An 18,495-nucleotide genomic window follows, 5' to 3' on the forward strand; every position below is an offset into this window, starting at 1 on the left:
GCAAGCCCGCTTCTTAGTCTATCTTAGTAACGTTTAGCATGAGTGAACTAATCAAAACAGATACAGAACTAAAAGCCATGGCTAGACCAGCCAGTTCTGGGTTGAGCACCAAACCAATACCTGAAAAGACTCCTGCTGCAATCGGAATTCCGATAACATTGTAGATAAAGGCCCAGAAGAGGTTGAGAAGAATTCGATTGAAGGTTCTCTTGCTCATATCAAAGGCACGAACCACTCCTGTCAAATCATTGTGAGTAAGAACAATCCCTGCCGACTCAATAGCAATATCAGTTCCTGCGCCCATGGCAATCCCCACATCCGCTACACTAAGGGCTGGCGCATCATTGATACCATCTCCGATAAAGGCTACTTTACCAGCCTGTTGAAGTTGATGGATTTCATGCGCTTTTTCTTCTGGCAAAACACCAGCAATGACCTCTTCGATACCAATCTGGTCTGCAATAGCTCGCGCCACTCCAGCATTATCTCCTGTCAACATCACTGTTCGGAGACCACGTTTTTTCAGCTGACTGATGGCAAGCTTGGCATTTTCTTTGGGAATATCTTGCAGGGCAAGCAAGCCTTTGATTTCATTGTCAACAGCCAAGTACACAACTGTCTTAGCTTCTTTTTCCAGTTCTTCTAGTTTTTCCTGATAAGCGCTCGAAATATCCATGCCATCTAGCATTTTAGCATTTCCAAGCAAGACTTGTTTCCCATTGATTTGCCCTGAAACACCTTTTCCGTGTAGGGCTTGGAAATTTTCTACAGGTTGAAGCTCAAGTCCTGCTTCACTCGCTCGCTTGATAATAGCTTGAGCCAGTGGGTGTTGAGAGGCTTCTTCCAAAGAGGCAGCTAAGCCAAGTACTTCTGTCTCGTCGCCAATGATATCAGTGACCACTGGTTTTCCTTCCGTCAAAGTTCCTGTTTTATCAAAGACGAGAGTTTGGACTTTCTGGATTTCCTGTAGGACGGTTCCATTTTTTAGGAGAACCCCCATCTTGGCACTCCGCCCTGTTCCTACCATGAGGGCTGTTGGTGTTGCAAGACCTAGGGCACAAGGGCAAGCGATAATCAAAACTGCCACACCATAAAGTAGAGAGGTCACAAAACTAGCCCCAAGTAAGACAAACCAAATCCAAAAAGTCAAAATCGCTAAAATGACAACTGCTGGGACAAAAATTCCTGAAATCTTATCCGTCAAATCCTGAATCGGTGCACGGCTGGTCTGGGCTTTCTTCACAAAGTCCACAATCTGAGCCAAGACAGTCTCTGAACCAACTTTTTCTGCTTTAAAAACCAGTGTTCCACTATTATTGATAGTGGAGCCAATCACAGTATCTCCAACTGTTTTGTCTACCGGCAGGCTCTCACCTGTCACCATGGATTCATCAATACTGGAGACACCTTCGACAACAACACCATCAACCGCGATCTTTTCACCGGGACGCACTCGAATCAGGTCACCTACCTTGACTTGCTCCAAGGGAACTTGGACATAGCTATCCTCACGCAAGACTTCTGCTGTTTTAGCCTGCAAATCTAGTAATTTCTCTACAGCTTGAGAAGTGTTTTTTCGCATTTTTTCCTCAAAAACCGCCCCCAAAAGAACGAAGAAGAGGATAAATCCAGCACTTTCAAAGTAAACAGGGAGACCAGCAAAGAGAGCAACTAGACTATAGAGATAGGCTACTAGGGTTCCCAGTGCCACCAAGGTATCCATGTTGGCATTGTGTTTTTTAAAGCTGGCCCAAGCGCTCTGGATATAAGGACCACCGGCCACTAGCATGATAGGCGTCGTGGCTAAAAAGGTGCCCCAATGCATGACTGGATGACTGATAGTCCCTGTCAACATCCCAATCATGAGAATAACTAGCGGCACAGTAAAGATACTGGTAATCCAAAAACGTTGCAAAAGTGACAAAGATTTTCGCGTCTTCTCAACTACGATATAACTCCCCTTTTGCATCTTCATGCCACATGAAAATTCATGTTGCCCCAACTCTTGAGGCGTAAAACGAATTGTCTTCTCCTCGTCCACGCCGATTGGTTCCAAGATACCTTCTTCTTCAAAAAGGATTTCTTTGTAACAGTTTGATGGCGTCACACGATGAAAAGTTATCTCAGCCGGAATCCCTTTTTGAAGCTGAATATGAGCTGGATGATAGCCTTTTTCAGCTCGGATACGGATTTTTTGAATGCCATTTTCTAGGCTTGCTTTCACAATTTCTGTCATAGTCTCCTCCTACTCTACAATCATCTTGCCGTGCATCATGTTCATACCACATGCAAAGCCAAACTCTCCAGTCTGCTCAGGTGTGATTTCCACTACATACTCTTCACCCATAGGAAGATCCGCATGCACACCAAAATCTGGAAAGACGATCTGATCTAGACAGGGTGAAGGGTCCTTGCGGTCAAAGACAATGCGGGCTGGCACTGATTTTTTAAGAATAATCAACTCAGGCGTATAGCCCCCCATGACTTCCACTCGGATCTCTTGGTAACCCTTTTTTTGCTGGGCCTTTTGTCCAGATTTTTCAGGCTTTTTGAAAAACCAAAACAAGATAAACGCGATAAGGGCAATACAAATAATGGTTACAATACTATTTAACATGACGTCTCCTTTACATACAATTACATCTTACTTCTGTTACAGCGCTTGATTTCTTCTTAGAAATCACAGCTTCTAAGTCTTCCAAGTCAGCCAAAGTGAAATCACATTCCACAATCAAATCAGCCAACAAGTTCTTAATCCTACGAGAACAAACCTTGTCTTTAATATCTTTAATAAGCAAATCCCGACTTTGGTCCAAAGTTAAAAGGGCCGAATAAACAAAGGACTTGCCCTCTTTTTTCCTTGTCAGACACTCTTTCTCTACTAAGCGAGCCAAAAGAGTTTGAATGGTCGACTTGGACCAGTCGAACCGCTCCGCTAAAACCCTGATCAAATCGCTACTGGTCTGTTCCCCTTGCATCCAAATAATCTTCATGACCTGCCATTCTGCATCTGAAATCTGCATAATCACACCTCCTAAATCTACATTTGTCGATTATAGTTATTAATATACTCCGAAAATCTACATTTGTCAACTATAATTTTTATTATTTTTTCGAAAAATAGAATAATAATCATGTAACGAGAGATTTTCAGTCAAATTTCACTATATAAACTATAAAAATATGCTATACTGTAGAAAAAAGAAAACAACCACTAGGGGTGCGTAAAGCTGAGATTAACGACTGTTAGATCCCTTTGACTCAATCTAGGTAATGCTAGCTGATGGAAGTGGAAATGATAATGAGGACTACTTGTCTTCTATTGCTTTCCTGAAACAGACTAGCTTGTTCTTAAGAATACAAACTTCAGTTGGTTGGGAGGTTTTAGATGACTTATTTACCCGTTGCTCTAACCATTGCAGGAACTGACCCTAGTGGCGGTGCTGGCATTATGGCTGACTTAAAGTCGTTCCAAGCGAGAGATGTCTATGGAATGGCCGTTGTGACCAGTCTTGTCGCTCAAAATACCAGAGGTGTTCAGCTAATCGAGCACGTCTCCAACCAAATGTTGGAAGCTCAATTGGAGAGTGTCTTTTCGGATATCAAGCCTCAGGCTGTAAAAACAGGGATGTTGGCAACTACTGAGATCATGGAGATCATCCAACCCTATCTTAAAAAGCTGGACTGTCCCTATGTGCTTGACCCTGTTATGGTCGCTACGAGTGGGGATACCCTGATTGATTCTAGTGCCAGAGACTACCTAAAAACAAATCTGCTTCCCCTTGCAACCATTATCACTCCAAATCTTCCTGAGGCAGAAGAGATTGTTGGTTTTTCAATCCATGACCCAGAAGACATGCAGCGTGCCGGTCGCCTGATTATAAGAGAATTTGGTCCTCAGTCCGTTGTTATCAAAGGTGGACATCTGGAAGGCGGTGCCAAGGATTTCCTCTTTACCAAGGAGGAACAATTTGTCTGGGAAAGTCCGAGAATTCAAACCTGTCACACCCATGGTACTGGATGTACCTTTGCTGCTGTGATTACGGCTGAACTAGCCAAGGGCAGAAGTCTTTACCAGGCAGTTGATAAGGCCAAGGCCTTTATCACAAAAGCCATCCAAGACGCTCCTCAACTCGGACATGGTTCTGGCCCAGTCAACCATACAACTTTTAAAGATTAAGAAAAAACTCTCTAGTTCCTACTTTAAGGGAATTAGAGAGTTTTTGATTAGGAAATCATGTCATCCAGCTTTGTTAAAAAGGCATGCGCTTTTGCTTCAATATCTTCTGCCTGCATCAAATCACGGACTACAGCTACCCCTGCTATACCAGTTTCAGCAAGTTGGTCAATATTCTCTGACGTCAAGCCCCCGATAGCAACTACTGGAATGGCGACCGTTTGGCAAATTGTTTTCAAGGTTGAAATCAGGGTAATGGGTGCATTTTCTTTGGTCGTAGTCGGGAAAATGGCTCCTGTTCCCAAGTAATCCGCACCCAATGTTTCTGCTTCGAGAGCTCTATTAACTGTTTTAGCAGTGACACCGAGGATTTTTTCGGGACCCAAGACTTTGCGGGCAACCGAAACTGGTAGTTCATCGTCGCCGATATGCAGACCTGCTGCATCGACTGCAAGACAGACATCCAACCGATCATCAATGATCAAGGGCACCTGGTAGGCATCTGTTATTTCCTTGACTTGTTTTGCCAGTTGATAGTATTGATTGGTAGTGAGGTTTTTTTCTCGTAGTTGGATGATGGTAACACCTGAACGGCAGGCCGTTTCGACTTTTTCAAGAAAGTTTTCCAAGGAATCTTGGTAGCGATTGGTTACTAGATACAGTCTAAGTACTTTTCTATTCATAAAAGTCTCCTTTGATGGCTTCTAGCCAGTTTTCGTCTCTTTTTAGGAGAGAGAGCTGATTGAGAGTTTGAAAGCGAAACTCTTCCAATCCCATTCCTTGAACAAGTATTCTCTCAGCAGCGATATTGAGATAAGAAACTGCTAGGCAAGAAGCTTCAAATGCAGTCTTTCCTTGACTGAGAAAAACGGCTGTCAAGGCTCCAACCAGGTCTCCTGTCCCTGTTATCCAGTCCAATTCTGCACAGCCATTTCCCAATATTGCAACCTGATTCTCCGAAACAATGAGGTCCTTGGGTCCAGTGACTAAGAATGACATGCCAGGATAAAGCTGACACCAGTCTCTCAAGACTTGAAGCAAATCCTCAGTTTCTTGATCTTTAGCACTAGCATCGACCCCGACTCCGTGGTGTTTTAAACCAACAAGACTTCGGATTTCTGACATATTTCCTTTAAGGACCGTGGGCTTGTATTCTAAAAGATCTCTAACTAGTCCCTTACGAATGGGAGATGCTGCTAGGCCAACCGCATCTACTACCATTGGGAGACAAGCTTGAGCTGCATAAGAAGCTGCCATACGGATTGCTTTCTCCTTCTCAGCTGACAAATGCCCCAAATTGATGAAGAGAGCTTGACTTTGTTTGGTAAAATCAAGGACCTCACGGGGATCATCTGCCATGACAGGTTTAGATCCCAGAGCCAAAATGCCATTGGCCAGCATCTCGCAGGAAATCTCATTGGTGATGCAGTGAATTAAGGAGCTGGAGGTTAGAGGAAAGGGATTTGTAAATTCCTGCATCAGTCTATCCTTTCACCAAAGAAATATCCTTGTACTTTTTTAAAGAATTCCTGCTTGATTAAAAATCGAAAGGCAAGAAAAGCTATGGCTGTACCGATCAAGGTTGCTCCGAAAAATCGAGGAGTGTAGATAAACCAGCTGAGCTTGGCCGCAGATCCCGTAAAGAGAACCATGACAGGATAGGAAACAATAGAACCGATAATCCCTGTTCCCAAGATTTCTCCTAGGGCAGAATAATGAAATTTTCGACCGTACTTATAAAAGAGACCTGCAAGGAGGGCTCCAAAAGTAGCTCCTGTGAGGGCCAAGGGCGGAATACCTTGAGTAGACATACGGATAAAGGCTGTGACTGTAGCCATGACCAAGGCATAAACAGGCCCCATCAAGATTCCTGCAAGAATGTTGACTACACTGGACATCGGTGCCATCCCTTCAATTCGAAAGATGGGCGTAAGAACTACGTCAAGGGCAATCATCATGGATAAAATGGTTAATTTGTGAACTTGTAGTTGGTGGTTTCTCATTTTCTATTTCTTCTCTTATTCTAAGGACTGCAAATCACTCGTCCATGTTTGGTGTTGGTAAGCCATCTCCCAAAACTTGGCTTCCATGTGAACACTGATGTGGAAGGCATCTAACATTTTTTTCTTGTCTGTCTCATCACTTTCGCGATAGAGTTGATTGACCAGCTCTCCCTCCTCTCTGATCTGCTGCTCTAATTCATCGGTGATATAGGTTTCAATCCACTGTTGATAAAGAGGATTCGGGGATGGTTTGCGATTAAGTGCCTTGCCCAAATCATGGTATAACCAAGGACAAGGCAGCAAACTTGCAAAAGCAATGCCCAAGTTTGGCTCTGCAAATTGCCGATAAATGTGAGAAATGTAATGATAGCAGGTGGGAGCGATTGGATGTTGCTCCATTTCCTGATCGCTGATTTCCAATTCCTTGAAAAATTGTTGGCGGATAAACAACTCACCCTCCACTAGACTCTGAGCATTTTGTTTCAAGAGTCTTTTCATTTCCTCGTTTGAAGTCTTATCAGCCAAGAGGTGATAGGCTTCTGAAAAAGACTTCAGGTAATAAGCATCCTGAATTAAATAATAGCGGAAAATAGAAGGTTCTAAATTTCCCTCTTGTAATTGTAAAATAAAGGGATGATGAAAAGAAGCCTGCCAAGCTTCCTTGGATAATTCCATCGCAATATCTGTAAATTCCATAATAACTCCTTTATAGAAATAAACTGGTTTGAAGCAATAAAAAGAACAGCAGGTAGATTAATTTTGTTTTTTTAGAAATATAAAAAGTCCGATAGCGATTCTCCAACTGTGCATGCTCATCATATCCATGTGCAGACAAAGCTCTCAGGTAAAGATGGCGCCACCTAAAAACCGTCATCAGAACCTTACTGTAAATCAGGGGAGACCAAACATGCAGTTCTTGACCACGCAATAAGCAAGCTTCTTTGAGGGACTTGATCTCCTGCTGAATAAGGGGAAAGGAATTAAATACCACAATCAAGGCATAAGCCCAAGACCGTGATAACCCCTTTTGAGCTAAGTACAAAAGAAGCTCTTTTAGGGAAATAGAGGAAACAAAGACAAGACCGATACAAACCGTCACAAAAGCCCTCGTTCCAAGTATCACTGCCTGCGAAGCATCCCCATGTAACTGGACTGCCCAGTAGTTAGCAAAGGATGGCAAAATGGCGAGCACAAGCATCCAAGCCAACATTTTAAATCGACGGTGATAGAGCAAAAAGAGTATGCAAAATGCGACTACAGAAAGATTAAGAGCAATCGAAGGAATGAAGGATGTTTCCAAGGATAAAATTAGAAAGAAGAGGCTGATAACTGGTGTCTTGGTTGCTACTTTGATCATACTACCTCACCTCCCCTAGAGTATCATTGTTCAGAGATGGGAGAGGTTTGCTGATGGTCACTTCTTGAAGGTGGCTGAGACCCTCACTAGTCATCTCAATCCAATAATCGACCACAGAAATCAAGGGATCTAAACGATGGCTAATGATCAAAAAACTTCTCCCTTGATTGCTCTCCTCCAACATCCACTGACAAAAGTAGTCGCAGGCTCTATCATCCAAACCAGCAAATGGTTCATCTAGCAAGATCACAGAAGCCTTGCTGATCAAGATGGTCAATAGCTGAAGAATCTTTTGCTGGCCACCACTTAATTGATAGGGACTCTTATCAAGTGCCTGCTCCAGATTAAAATATCGTAAAGCTTGGAGAATTCGCTGATTTCTTTCAGAGTCTGGACTATCTAATTGCAGTTCCTCTCTCAGACTGACTCGGATAAATTGCTTCTCAGCTTCCTGAACAACACCCGTCAAGTCACGATACAGACTCTTTTTCTTTTTGAGAACCGAACCCTTCCAAGTAATACGCCCTTTATACTTTTGAAATTGAAGAATAGAGCGAAAGAGGGTTGATTTCCCGACACCATTGTCACCCAAGATACAGGAAATTCCTTGGTAGAATGTAAAATCCGCAATGGAAAAGAGGGGGCGATGATCCAGCTCACAAGTCACACTATCCATATGAAATAGTTCTTGGCTAGAAGCAACTTCCTTTGAAACAACCTGTGTTATCTCAGAGAAAGGAATTTGAAACACTTCCCTTAGTTGACCGTCTCTTAGCTCCACCATATGGTCGATATAGGCTTCATAGTCTGATAGATCATGGTCACACAGGATGACTGTCTTCCCATCAGAGGCCAACTCTTTTAGAATCTCCAATATCTCCAGCCTGCTCTTGCGGTCAATAGAAGCAAAGGGCTCATCCAAGAGATAGACCCTAGGATTCATAGCAAAGAGAACAGTCAAAGCAGCCTTTTGCTTTTCCCCACCTGATAAGTGATGAATGGGACGGTGCAAAATCGCCTTGCAGCGACATTGCTGGACCACCTCTGCTATTTTAGAATCAATTTCCTGAACGGGATGCCCAATATTTTCCAAGGTAAAAATCAGCTCCTCAAACAAGTTCTCCATGGTGAATTGATGATTGGGATTTTGAAAGAGAATGCCAACCGTCTGGACACGTTCGACGATAGAAAGCTGACTGACCTCGCTCCCATCTATCAGGACTTGACCGCTATAGGGAAGAGAACTGACTTGGGCAATGACTTGAAAGAGGCTGGATTTTCCTGAACCACTGCTCCCAACTAACAAGGTAAAGGCTTGCGCATGAAAAGTAAAATCAATCGGTTCCGAAAAGATTGGGGATTGAATCCCTCTTAATTCCAGGCCCATCTATGCCTTGCCTCCAGCTGAAAACTGATGATAGAGTTTGACAATGGCACGAACCAAGATGGTACAGAAGAAAAAGACAGAAATAAAACGCACCACAAGCAAGGACAGGACAAAAGGAAGGGAGAAGGCGTAATAACCTAACTTAATGTATTCATAGACAAAGCTAAAAAGGGTAATCCCAATACTATTAGCAGTTAGAGAGAGCCAACTTTCATAACGATTCTTGGTCACAAGAAAGCCAAATTCACTTCCCAGACCTTGAACCAAGCCAGACAAAAGAGCGCCTAGACCGAATTGGCTACCATAAAGAACTTCAGCAAGCGCAGCGAGCACTTCTCCAATCGTTGCACTTCCGACTCTTGGAACAAAGATGGCCGCAATGGGCGCAGCCATACACCAGAGACCAAAGAGGATTTCATTGGCAAAGGCCTGTAAACCAAGAGGGGCTAAAATCAGAGTGAGGATATCAAACAGATAGCCTGAACCCACAAAAACGCCACCAAAAAAGATAGACAAGAAAGCAAGCAAGATAACATCTTTTAATTGCCATTTTTTCAACATAAAAAAACTCCTTTTTTAAAGAAAAGTGGGGCATTCAAGGAGAGCTACCGAAAGGCTTGCGGTCAAGCCTATCCTCTTTTGATAAACAAAAAAACTCCAATTACAAACGAGAATTAGAGTTTACCTTACAAGATTAGACAGTTCTTTTCGACATACGAAAAAAACCTTTTCACATTTCCCTTCGCCAGTCTTAACTGTATCAGGTTCAATGGGTATCATCTCAGCCTAAAGCACCCCAAATGTCTTTATTATTTAATTACTGGACCAGTATAACAGAATTTGAAAGCCCTAGCAAGATATTTGACCGGAAAATATATTTATATAGTTTGTTTGTTCATTCTTTTAATTTACATCAAAGGATTGCATCTGTCCTATAATTCATAACCAATATCAAAAAAGGCTAATTCTAAAGCAACTGCTTGATTCCAGCGTTCCTGAAGTTCTGTCAAATCTTCTCGATTTTTCCCGACACGATTAAGTTCATCAACTAGAAATTGAACCCACTCTGCAAAGAAAGGACCTCTGTGGAGATTGATCCATTCCAAATGAATATAGGCTTCAGGTAGAGCCAAATCTTTAGAACCCCAGTCTAAATAGAGACCTTCTGCAATGACCAGCATGACCAAAAGATGAGCATAGTCTGATGAAGCCACAGCAGAATACATTAGCTCCTGAAACTCTTTTGTCACAGGGTGCAAGGTCACTTCCAGATAGTCATTCTCTGCTACTTTTAACTCTTTGAAAGCCTTTTGGAAATAACCATCTTCATCTGCTTCAAGAAAGCCTAATTGCTTGGCAAAACGAAGTTTGGATTCAAGCTGGTCTGCGTGAGCTACACAGGCACCCAGCATGGATAAGAAGGCATCAAAGAAATGATAATCTTGAATCAGGTAGTCTTTTAAGACCTTATTCTCAATTGTCCCCGCAAAAAGTTCCTTAACAAAACGATGATTGATTGCAGCCTGCCAATCCTTCTGACTGCTTTTTAATAATTCTCCAACAGTCAAACCTGGCTGAAATGCATAGTCTTGTGTTTCCATATTTACTTTTCCTCTCTTTACTCGTTCGTAATCAACAAAATACTAAGAAAATCCTAGTTTTACTTGACCTTTTTAAAGAAAAGTGGGGCATTCAAGGAGGAGAGCTACCAAAAGGCTTGCGGTCAAGCCTATCCTCTTTTGATAAACAAAAAAACTCCAATTACAAACGAGAATTAGAGTTTACCTTACAAGATTTGACAGTTTCTTTCGACATACGAAAAAAACCTTTTCACATTTCCCTTCGCCAGTCTTAACTGTATCAGGTTCAATGGGTATCATCTCAGCCTAAAGCACCCCAAATGTCTTTATTATTTAATTACTGGACCAGTATAACAGAATTTGAAAGCCCTAGCAAGATATTTGACTGAAAAATATATTTATATAGTTTCTGATAACGATTTAATCTTTCTATACACGAAGAAAAACCTCCACATCAGGTGGAGGCAGTCTGCTTTATCAATACAACTTCAAATCACGTGAATCAACTGGGAAGGATGGATTGTATGGATTGTGACGGAGTTTGAAATGTTTGACATCCTCAATAGTCTGAGTTCCAGATAACTGCATGACTGTCTTCAATTCTGCATTCAAGTGCTCAAAGACTTGACGCACACCAACACTACCACCGAGAGCCAAACCATAGATCACAGGGCGACCAATAGCTACCAAGTCTGCTCCTGAAGCCAAGGCTTTAAAGACGTGTTGACCGCGACGAACACCAGAGTCAAAGACAATTGGCACACGTTTATCAACTGCTTCTGCTACTTCTTGAAGTGAGTCAAAGGCAGCTGGCCCACCGTCGATTTGGCGACCACCGTGGTTGGTTACCCAGATACCAGAAGCACCTGCGGCAAGCGAACGTTCAACGTCCTCACGGCATTGAGGCCCCTTGACATAGACAGGAAGTCCTGAGTATGTAGCGATAAATTCGACATCACGTGGAGACAAGCGTTGTTTAGCTGATTTGTAAACAAAGTCCATGGATTTTCCAGCACCTTCTGGCAGGTATTCCTCAACAATCGGCATGCCAACTGGGAAGACAAAACCATTGCGCTTATCGACCTCACGATTCCCCCCTACAGTTGCATCTGCCGTCAAGACAATCGCTTTGTAGCCTTCAGCCTTCACACGGTCCATGATATGGCGGTTAATTCCATCATCCTTACTAAAGTAAAATTGGAACCAATGAGGTGTTCCTTGAAGAGCTTCCGTAATTTCTGGAAGGTCAACGGTAGAGTAGGAACTAGTTGTATAGAGAGAACCAAATTCATGCACACCACGCGCAGTAGCTACTTCCCCCTGCTCATTTGCCAATTTATGAGCCGCAACAGGTGCCATAATAATTGGTGAAGATAATTTTTCACCTGCAAATTCAATCTCTGTACTTGGATTTTCAACATCACAAAGCGTATGAGGAACAATAAGTTTGTGGTTAAAGGCACGGATGTTCTCGCGTAAAGTGAAAGTATCCTCTGCTCCACTAGCGATATAACCAAAGGCAGCTTTAGGAATGACTTGTTGCGCCATTGCCTCCAAATCATAAGTGTTAATAAAATCTACAGGTCCTTCTGCATTGCTTGTTTTATATGACATAAAGTGTCCTCCTTATTAAGTAAGCGTTTACTTTTTCTTTCATAAATTATCTTACCTCTTTTTCAGAATCCTTTCAAAAATTTTGTCTGGAGATTTCAAACTGATTATCTGAATATGCACCAAAAAAGAGAGGACTCTCATTCTACCATTATCCTATATTCATCTTACCTTTAGAAACCTTTGTTTTATTGCCCACATATAAAAAATCAGATAATCCTAGTGACTACCTGATTTTTTATGTTTTATAATCTATCTAATAAAACTACTATTGGAATTATTGAACAAAATACTTTCACATAGTAAATTATTATCGAGAAATCATCATACTATTTCACTAAACCCAGCAACTCTTCATAACTAGAAACAACGCCATAAATATATTGATCACTAATCAGACCAGCTTCAATTAATGCTCTAAAATGCACTTTTGCACACTCGATCTTTTCTTTTTCAGATTGTTTCAGCTGAAGACTAGACATCGATCCTTTAGTCTCTGCCACAAAGTAAATATGTTTTACACTTCCTTCACGAAAGGCTATTGCCCAGTCAGGGTTGTAATCACCAAGAGGTGTAGAAATACGAAATTTTCCAGGTAGTTTCACATACACACGAACATCTTCATACTGTTCCAAGGATTCTTTAAACTTACGCTCGATATCTGAATCAACCTTTACATAGTTATAAATACCTTTTTTCGATTCTAGCAAATGCTCATCTGAAAGTTTCGCAGTTTCTGCATTATCATAGAATAAATCCATACCATATTCATCTTCTAAAATATTGTATTGAATATGCTTGATAATTTGAGCTGCTTTTTGTTCATTAATCAACTTCGATACTTTTAAAATAAATTCTTCTGGGTTTTGTTTGAACTTTTCAAACTTATCAACTTGAATCTTACTCAAAATTTCTGCTACTACTTTACGAGTTAGACCTGTATGATCTGCTACTTCTCCTAACAAATCATACTGAGTTGTAATTTGACTATTTTCGACATACTCCTGAGAACGAGCATTTTCTCCAACATCTAGTTTCAAACCTTCTTTTGTCATTTGATCTGCACTGGCTTGGGTAATATTGTACACTGGTTGACTAACCACTAGCTTCTCATTAATATAAGCAACAGACTCCTCTATTAGCTCAGTATCATCAAAAGTAACTTGATAAGCTGTTTTACGATTAATCTGATTCCAAAGTGACAAGAATTCTTTTCGAGCAATATTTTCTTTATTCACTTCATTAGAGAACTGTACCGTTGTATTGTTTGCATTTTCAATCTCATATTTTCCAGGTTGGTAAATACTTTCTAGGACTTCAACAACTTGTTTCTCATATCCTGGAAGTGTATCTGATAAGTTCAACAGATTATTTTCCTTGGCAGTAAAATAATTTGCAGTCAGTTGACCTTTCTTATCAATATATCCCTGACTAATCAAATCAAACTGAATGGACTCTGCCTGCTCTTTGGTGATTCTAACCTTTTCTCCTGCTTCGTTTTCGATTACTTTATTTTCAAATAAGGCAACATCAACTTTTACAGGACGATCAGCTAACAACTCTTTCAACTCTGCTTGTAGCCCACGCGCAAATTGATCATAGCTTTCATTTGCAATGATAGTCAATTTGTTGATTTCATGGACTTCACTCTTTAAAAGTTCCGAATCTTGACGTACACCATCTTGATCCACGGCCAAACGCATCCCACGGCCAATCTCTTGTCGTTTCCGTGTCTCTGCTGATGACTTCTTTAAAGTACAGATTTGAAAAACATTGGGATTATCCCAACCTTCTTTTAAGGCTGAATGCGAGAATAGAAAGCGTACTGGTTCCTCGAAACTCAACAAACGTTCCTTATCTTTCATGATCAAATCATAGGCATCTTTATCATTTGATGAATTGCTTTTCTTTTCACTAGCAGATTTGTAATCCACAAATACCGTCTTATCTGACTTTTTCACTTTATCAACTGAAAAGTAACCCGCATGAACTGCATTGCCATCAAGATGAGATTCCAAATAACGATAATAAGAAGAGGGTTCTTGAGTCTGTAAGAATTGTCTAACTTGACTTTCATACTCATTTTCAAAGATTTGAGCATACTCCCCATTGTGAGGATCATTTTGTGCATCATATTGCTTATATTTTGCAACCTCATCAATGAAGAAAAGAGAAAGAACCTTAATTCCACGATTATAAAGTCTACTTTCTTTCTCTAGGTGACTCTTAATGGTCTCACGAATTTGAATTCTCCGCATACTCGACTCATCCACTTCACCCATGACCTCTCCAACATATAATTCCTGCGTCGCTCCGACTTGGATTTTATTGTCTCTTGCGTTAAATTGACTCAATGTCATACCTTGATAGGAAGACAGATTACCCGATTCAGCATAAAGGTCAAAAGGTTCTTCAATTATCCTTGTTTTACGTTTTACGCCCGACTGAGTTCTTACCTCGAACTCTATCTTAGCCTTTGGAGAACCAGATTTCTGAGGAAGGAGTTCTTGCAAATACAGATAACCTTGTGTCCCAGTTGTTCCAGCTTGTTCGATAGCCTTCACCGCAATTTTCTTAACCAATTTTTGATTATAGGCATCCATGGCATCCAATCGATAAACCATGTCATACTTTTCTTTATGAGTAGCCGAATATCGAAGGGTAAAGAGAGGCTTAAAGTCTTTTAGTCGTTCTTTGGTCTGCTTACCTTCAACAGACTGGGGCTCGTCGATAATCATGATTGGGTTCATGGCTGCTAATACGTCAATTGGACGACGCCAGCGAAAACTTTCCTGCTCTGCATGGATCCGTCTGGCATCTTTCCCTTTGGCATTAAAAGCCTGGGAGTTGATGACCATGATTTGGAGGTCCGACGAGTTAGCAAAACTATCTAGATCTCCTAGACGGGAGGAGTCATAGACAAAATAGCGTGGTTGCTTCCCATATTCCATCTGGAAGTGACTTGTCATAATCTGTAAAGACTTGAGAACCCCTTCACGTATAGCAACACTCGGAACAACAATAATAAACTTGAGCCAGCCATAGCGTTTATTTAGCTCCATAATGGTACGGATATAGGTATAGGTTTTCCCCGTTCCTGTCTCCATCTCTATAGAAAAATTGTAGGCTGGACGATCTGCTACCATATCGACCGAAAGGATTTCAGAAGGTCGTAATCCCAAACGAGTTTGTACGGCATGAACATTGCTTCGAATAGCTTCCTGGTCCAATTGAATCGGAGCATTTCGATAAGCATCCAATACCAAATCCACCTCATCTGACTTTTGACGACCTGGATCAGCCATATACCTGATTCCAGTTTGCTTGTTCTGCCCTTGAAATATGTCTGCAATGGCACTAACCGCATCCAATTGAAATTGTTGTTCTTTAAATTGTAGTTTCATAATTTATTTTCTTCAATTCTTATCTTTTTCCAGTAATTATAAAGCACAATCACTTAATTAAATTATTTCAAATATCGTGAATCTTAATTAATATATCTCTTTGATATTTCCTATTTAGTTTATTACTAATAATCTTAGCTACCATGTAGATGGTTTATGTGCAATAGCGCACTCTATTAATTCTTCCATTTTACTTTGAATATCTTCATAAACAAACTTTGAAGTAGAGAATGGAGAATTATAGCATCGGACATAACTTGATAACGATTTGCCAGTTCGAGATAATACAAAATTATCAAATGGATTTCTTCCTTGATTACTTTGGTTTCCAAATCTATCCTTTAAATTATGAATATATATTCCTACTATACCTTTATTCAACTCAATCGCTTTTTTAATTTCATAGTTGATCCATTTACGTTCAGCAGTCTTCTCACCAATCAAAACAACCACACATGAACGCTTTGCCATTTGACTATCTATCCAAAATTTTATCATTGCATCAGATTTTAATTTTACTTCTTCCCAATCATTATCAGAAAAAGTAGAATCACCTGATACTATACCCATATTTCTAACTTGAGATGCTCGCCAGTTATCATTGCCATAATGGAAGCTAAAAAATACTTGTCTTTTCATAATTCCCTCACTTATCTAACAACAACTATAAGAATCAATGTAGAAATAACTATTAAACCATAGGTATACTTTAAAATTGGACGAAAAAGTGTTATCAGAAGATCTCCCTCTTCTCTTTTTGGAGTCATTCTAAAATCTGTTTCTTTATCACTTAATCTTACTTCATCGTATAAACATCTATACTGTCGTTCTAGTAACAAGTAATAAGCATCATGAAACCAAAACAATATAGTTACAAACAAAATTAAAAGAAGTATATACCACATACTAGTATTACTAAACCAAAATGCAAATAAGGCACCTATGGAAGTGAACGACCATCCTTTAACGACAAAAGAATTCTTACCCATCCGTTCAATGATAGCTTGTATCATCTCTAAATGTTTTACTTTGTGTTCACTCATAGTCTACACTACCTTCACTTTCGTATTAGGTGATAATTCCTTAAATATTTCACTTACGTTAATTTTATCTGCTGAATTGGCAAATGAGCTATCACGGAAAACAGCACGGAGTGGTTGTTCTTGCGCAATGTATCGGATGACTTCTTCCGATATATCATCTTCAAAGCAGGCCATAAGGGAACCCTGATCTACATCATAGACTTCTGCTCCTGCTACATTCTTCAAATCAATCGCTAAGGATAATTCCATTCCCCATGTCAACATAACTTGGAAGAGCAAATCAAGTCCAGAACGTCCTTCCTTGATATTGGATACACTATCAAAAAGTTCCCCTTGGATGAATTGATCTGGTCGAGCTAAAACATCCTTGAAATTTGAAGAGTCTAGTTTGTAAGCTTTAAAACCAAAGTCTTGCTTGCCAACCAACTCTGGGTGTTCTTCCTGAATCTTTGCAGCAGCACGACGAATCCGCTCACGCGAAATCTGATCGATAGTTTCATATCCAGCTTCTTTCGCAGCAGACTTTTCAGCTACTTCCTCATCTAAAGTACACAAGATAAACTTACGGTTGCCTCCATCTTCCGCATTCAGTTGCATGACTGCATCAGCTGTCGTAGCAGAACCACCAAAAAAGTCTAAGATTAATTCCCCACCTAAAGTCCCATATTTACTGAATTTTTTTATCAATTCTACTGGTTTAGGATAATCAAATACTTTTTGACCATCAAATAAATTCATAATTTCTGAAGTTCCGGTTTTAGTAGTACCAACATCTAAAAATAAAGAGCTAGGTGTTTTTTTGTCTCCCTTTGAAATTCTTTCTTCATAGTATAATTTTCGTTTTGGAGCAGAAGTATCATTAACACCAAATTTGATTCTCCCCTCTTCCATCAATTTAGACATTGTCTCTCTATTATATGCCCAAATTCTTCCATTTGGTGGATAGTACTCCTCACCTGTATAGGGATTCAATATCGGATAAACTGTGTCTCCTCCAATATGATTAGCATCAAGCGGCACTAACTTCCATGGCCCTCTAGGATCATTGTCCGGATTTGAATATCCATTTTTATCAATATCATCACCACCAAAAATTAGGTTCGATCGATTTTTGGAATAAATTAAGTTATGGTTATGATTCCATGATATTTCACCATCATTTGAGATCGATGTCCTAGACTGCCAAATTACATTAGCAACAAAATTCTCCTCCCCAAATATCTCATCACACATAACTTTTAGGTTCGCTTGTTCATTATCATCTATGGAAATAAAGATGACACCTGAATCCTTGAGGAGGTTACGCGCTAGACGAAGGCGTGGATACATCATATTTAGCCAGTCTGAGTGATAGCGAGCCGAAGTCTTTTCATTTGGTCGTAAACCAATAACTTGGCGTCCTTCTTCATCCAAAAGCTCCATATCTTCCTTCAACTCTTCATCTGTTTTTTGGAACTTATCAGAATATACAAAGTCTTTCCCTGTATTATAAGGTGGATCGATATAAATCATATCGATTTTTCCGAGATAGGATTCTTGTAAGATTTTCAAGACTTCTAAGTTATCCCCAGTGATAAAGATATTTTCACTCTTATCAAAGTCAACACTCTCATCAAGGTCTGGTCGTAAGGTTTTGGTAGTAGGTCGTCCAGCTTCTGCGATGGCTTCACGCTTTCCAACCCAGGTAAAGTCATAGGACTCCCTTCCATCAACAATTTCCTCTGATAAAAACTGTTTCAGTTTCTCAAAGTCAATTGCAGGGCGAAGTCTTCCGTGTTTATCTCTTTTTTCTGTTAAAACTTCTGGAAAGAGTTGGCCAATTTTTGAAATATTATCTGTGAAAACATCTCTGGAGCCTACTTTTAAAAGATAGAGGCCGGTATGTTCACCTTTGTATTGTTCTGTCATATGTAACCTTTCTTATAATGGTTTC

Annotated in this window: 17 protein-coding genes and 3 riboswitches; of the genes, 1 reads left to right on the forward strand and 16 read right to left on the reverse strand. The window is 40.3% G+C overall.

From position 1 onward, the window contains the following. Positions 1-13: 13 nt before the first annotated feature. The 3 genes from B7714_RS07735 to B7714_RS07745 are packed head-to-tail and all read right to left on the reverse strand — an operon-like array spanning position 14 to position 3,023. Entirely contained in the window at positions 14-2,236 is a 2,223-nt protein-coding gene (locus B7714_RS07735) for a heavy metal translocating P-type ATPase (protein WP_084860143.1), read from the reverse strand. Positions 2,237-2,245: 9 nt separating this feature from the next. Then, positions 2,246-2,617, reverse strand: coding sequence for a cupredoxin domain-containing protein (locus B7714_RS07740; RefSeq protein ID WP_000935056.1), 372 nt, complete (start codon positions 2,615-2,617; stop codon positions 2,246-2,248). Positions 2,618-2,627: 10 nt separating this feature from the next. Beyond that, the gene (locus B7714_RS07745) at positions 2,628-3,023 is read right to left on the reverse strand and encodes a CopY/TcrY family copper transport repressor (protein ID WP_084860144.1); all 396 of its coding nucleotides are present in this window, start codon (positions 3,021-3,023) and stop codon (positions 2,628-2,630) included. Between the two features lie 183 nt (positions 3,024-3,206). Continuing rightward, positions 3,207-3,305: riboswitch (TPP riboswitch) on the forward strand. Between the two features lie 83 nt (positions 3,306-3,388). Between B7714_RS07745 and thiD the strand changes: the two genes are divergently transcribed. Next, positions 3,389-4,180, forward strand: coding sequence for a bifunctional hydroxymethylpyrimidine kinase/phosphomethylpyrimidine kinase (gene thiD, locus B7714_RS07750; protein WP_084860145.1), 792 nt, complete (start codon positions 3,389-3,391; stop codon positions 4,178-4,180). 47 nt (positions 4,181-4,227) lie between these two features. Here the strand turns inward: thiD and thiE are convergent, their stop codons facing one another. From thiE to B7714_RS07815, 13 genes are all read right to left on the reverse strand, one after another. After that, on the reverse strand, positions 4,228-4,860 hold the full coding sequence (gene thiE / locus B7714_RS07755) for a thiamine phosphate synthase (protein WP_084860146.1): 633 nt from the start codon (positions 4,858-4,860) through the stop codon (positions 4,228-4,230). Continuing rightward, positions 4,853-5,656, reverse strand: a complete 804-nt coding sequence (thiM, locus tag B7714_RS07760) for a hydroxyethylthiazole kinase (protein ID WP_084860147.1) — start codon at positions 5,654-5,656, stop codon at positions 4,853-4,855. Before thiM ends, thiE begins: the two co-directional genes overlap by 8 nt. Continuing rightward, a complete protein-coding gene (gene thiW / locus B7714_RS07765) occupies positions 5,656-6,180 on the reverse strand; it encodes an energy coupling factor transporter S component ThiW (protein WP_001244055.1) in 525 nt (174 codons plus the stop codon). Before thiW ends, thiM begins: the two co-directional genes overlap by 1 nt. Positions 6,181-6,195: 15 nt before the next feature. Next, positions 6,196-6,876 carry a thiaminase II gene (gene tenA / locus B7714_RS07770; protein ID WP_000397185.1) on the reverse strand — a complete coding sequence of 227 codons (681 nt, stop codon included), beginning with the start codon at positions 6,874-6,876 and terminating at the stop codon, positions 6,196-6,198. A 10-nt stretch (positions 6,877-6,886) separates the two neighbouring features. Continuing rightward, complete coding sequence (locus B7714_RS07775) at positions 6,887-7,537, reverse strand: energy-coupling factor transporter transmembrane component T (RefSeq protein WP_000598424.1); 651 nt, start codon at positions 7,535-7,537, stop codon at positions 6,887-6,889. Position 7,538: 1 nt separating this feature from the next. Next, a complete protein-coding gene (locus B7714_RS07780) occupies positions 7,539-8,924 on the reverse strand; it encodes an ATP-binding cassette domain-containing protein (RefSeq protein ID WP_084860148.1) in 1,386 nt (461 codons plus the stop codon). After that, the gene (locus tag B7714_RS07785) at positions 8,925-9,485 is read right to left on the reverse strand and encodes an ECF transporter S component (protein WP_084860149.1); all 561 of its coding nucleotides are present in this window, start codon (positions 9,483-9,485) and stop codon (positions 8,925-8,927) included. It abuts the gene before it with no gap. Between the two features lie 159 nt (positions 9,486-9,644). After that, a riboswitch (TPP riboswitch) is annotated at positions 9,645-9,733 on the reverse strand. Between the two features lie 123 nt (positions 9,734-9,856). Then, complete coding sequence (locus B7714_RS07790; RefSeq protein WP_084860150.1) at positions 9,857-10,525, reverse strand: TenA family protein; 669 nt, start codon at positions 10,523-10,525, stop codon at positions 9,857-9,859. Positions 10,526-10,744: 219 nt separating this feature from the next. Then, positions 10,745-10,833: riboswitch (TPP riboswitch) on the reverse strand. A gap of 148 nt (positions 10,834-10,981) precedes the next feature. Beyond that, entirely contained in the window at positions 10,982-12,118 is a 1,137-nt protein-coding gene (gene lctO / locus B7714_RS07795; protein WP_084860151.1) for an L-lactate oxidase, read from the reverse strand. Between the two features lie 326 nt (positions 12,119-12,444). Next, positions 12,445-15,519 (reverse strand): type III restriction-modification system endonuclease, encoded by a 3,075-nt coding sequence (locus tag B7714_RS07800; RefSeq protein ID WP_084860152.1) that lies wholly within the window; start codon positions 15,517-15,519, stop codon positions 12,445-12,447. Between the two features lie 138 nt (positions 15,520-15,657). Continuing rightward, on the reverse strand, positions 15,658-16,158 hold the full coding sequence (locus B7714_RS07805; RefSeq protein ID WP_227945877.1) for a TIR domain-containing protein: 501 nt from the start codon (positions 16,156-16,158) through the stop codon (positions 15,658-15,660). Between the two features lie 11 nt (positions 16,159-16,169). Beyond that, positions 16,170-16,562, reverse strand: a complete 393-nt coding sequence (locus B7714_RS07810) for a hypothetical protein (protein WP_084860154.1) — start codon at positions 16,560-16,562, stop codon at positions 16,170-16,172. 3 nt (positions 16,563-16,565) lie between these two features. Continuing rightward, positions 16,566-18,470 carry a site-specific DNA-methyltransferase gene (locus B7714_RS07815; RefSeq protein ID WP_084860155.1) on the reverse strand — a complete coding sequence of 635 codons (1,905 nt, stop codon included), beginning with the start codon at positions 18,468-18,470 and terminating at the stop codon, positions 16,566-16,568. Positions 18,471-18,495 lie beyond the last annotated feature (25 nt).

Origin of the sequence: Streptococcus oralis subsp. oralis, from assembly GCF_002096595.1 — a bacterium.
In the GTDB taxonomy this organism is placed as follows: Bacteria; Bacillota; Bacilli; order Lactobacillales; family Streptococcaceae; genus Streptococcus; species Streptococcus oralis_D.